Origin of the sequence: Flavonifractor plautii ATCC 29863 (assembly GCF_000239295.1) — a bacterium.
Classification (GTDB): Bacteria; Bacillota; Clostridia; order Oscillospirales; family Oscillospiraceae; genus Flavonifractor; species Flavonifractor plautii.
On record NZ_JH417782.1, the window covers coordinates 1 to 1,838 of the forward strand.

The following is a 1,838-nucleotide window of genomic DNA, read 5'->3' on the forward strand; positions in this document are numbered from 1 at the left end:
TTTCAATTTGCGAAAATTATTGTACCTTATCAGATAATCGGGTGGGTCTTTTGAGTTAATTGTCACGTTTAGCTTTATATTGTGTTAGGTGATTGAAGTCATCTTCATTTAAGGATACTGTCTCTTTATTTTCACATAAGGACAATACATAATTAATAAATTGCATTCTATTTTCTGTTCGTTCACTGTAATATTTTCTAACCGTCGGATTATTAAAAAACTGCACTTTATGATTTACAGCAGGTTTATATTCTATCATGGATTCAACAAGATATTCTATATCATCTTGCATTTCTGGCGGATACTCTTCTTCAATTAGAGCATAAACACTTGCTGTTATCAAATTGCGATCATCGTCCCATTCTTCTTCGGAAGAATAGTACTGTGGACACAGAAAAGGGAAATCTTTAAGCAATTCTCCTTTACGACAACAATCTTCAAACACAATAAGAGCTACATCTCGTTCTTCATTTTGGATAGAAAAAAAAATCGTATCCTTATAGTTGAATTCTAATTTAAATATATAATTTACCATTTCACCACACTCCTGCAAATGTTAAACAGCGGCTAACAATGCAGGAAGAAATTCAGGTGCTACAAAGGCAACGCCTACAGCTGTGACAAAAATACCGGCTGCAATCAGCAGGTCTTTATTCACAGACAAATTCAATTTTCTGCGGTGTATCTCTCTTTTCGCTTCCTGCATCTTTTTCAAATCTTTTTGTCCTTTTTTATAATCTTTTGAATCTTTAACTTTCTTCTGGACATCTTTAGGAACTTTCGAACCGTCAAGAGTTTTCCCATGACTTGGTGTTCCATCTACGTTTTCTACACCATGAATATTTTTGCTATTATTATCTACATGTACATGGGGCTTAGCATTGTCAGAAGACGGTCTATCAACTCTATATGTCCAACCCTTTCCTAAATCATGTGTTTGTCCATAGCCTCTAGTAGCGATCACATCCTCTAAGACAACCGGCTGAGTCCCTGAATATGAACCAGTTTCCACCCCAAAAGCTTCAAGGGCAACCTGTAACTGTTTAGCGGTTTCATCTGTGGCTTCACCGTACCGTTCTCTTTCTGATTCCGCTTTTTGTACAAGCTGTTGTATTTTGTACAATGTACTATTTTGCTCTGCGGCAAAAGCTGTAGTACCCGTTGCAAATACCATTGTTAAGACCAGGATAAAACTCATGATTTGATTTGCTAATTTTTTCATTGAAATATACCTCCTCATATTTGTTTAGATATTTATGTTGATCGAATCAATCTAACATGAGGATAGTATAAATCTCATTTCTTATTTTCTGGCACATCAAATCCTTAATAATTCTTATTTTTAATCATATACATGTAATTGATCCCAATTAAATATCGCTATTACAATCAGGTACTTGCATAACTGGTAGAAGAATTTCAATAGAAAATTTAGTAATATCATGCTCTATATTTACTGAACCACCATTCTGTTCTACTAATGTCTGAATAGTCATTAAACCTATTTTATGGCTTGCTGTCTTCAAAGGTTGCTTACTTTTATAGTTTTCAATCATGACGCAAATTTGATTCTGTTGTTCTTTTTCTGTGATAACAATTGGAATCTTAGGGTCTGCATATTTCCGCAAGTTAGAAAAAATATTATCAAATGATCTTCGAATATCTCCTATATGTAAACGGCAAAAATACCCAGAATTAAACATCGGAATTTGTTTTACCAAGAATCCTTCAGATTCCAGTTCAGTACATTCCTCATACAATAGTTGGTTTAGAAATTCTCCTCCGTCAATTAGTTCGTTTGGATACTGATAAGGTACAATAATTTTCGCAAATTGAAA

General features: G+C 34.0%; 3 protein-coding genes. All 3 read right to left on the bottom strand.

What is annotated here, in order from left to right:
• Positions 1-55: 55 nt before the first annotated feature.
• The gene (locus HMPREF0372_RS19180) at positions 56-535 is read right to left on the bottom strand and encodes a hypothetical protein (RefSeq protein WP_007491796.1); all 480 of its coding nucleotides are present in this window, start codon (positions 533-535) and stop codon (positions 56-58) included.
• Positions 536-556: 21 nt separating this feature from the next.
• A complete protein-coding gene (locus HMPREF0372_RS19185) occupies positions 557-1,222 on the bottom strand; it encodes a hypothetical protein (RefSeq protein WP_007491798.1) in 666 nt (221 codons plus the stop codon).
• A 148-nt stretch (positions 1,223-1,370) separates the two neighbouring features.
• A partial coding sequence (locus HMPREF0372_RS19190) for a GHKL domain-containing protein (protein ID WP_155117006.1) occupies positions 1,371-1,838 on the bottom strand: 468 nt, incomplete at its 5' end.

Coding starts and splice junctions, on each gene's coding strand:
- HMPREF0372_RS19180 (WP_007491796.1), bottom strand. CDS start 535: ATGGTAAATTATATATTTAAATTAGAATTCAACTATAAGGATACGATT.
- HMPREF0372_RS19185 (WP_007491798.1), bottom strand. CDS start 1,222: ATGAAAAAATTAGCAAATCAAATCATGAGTTTTATCCTGGTCTTAACA.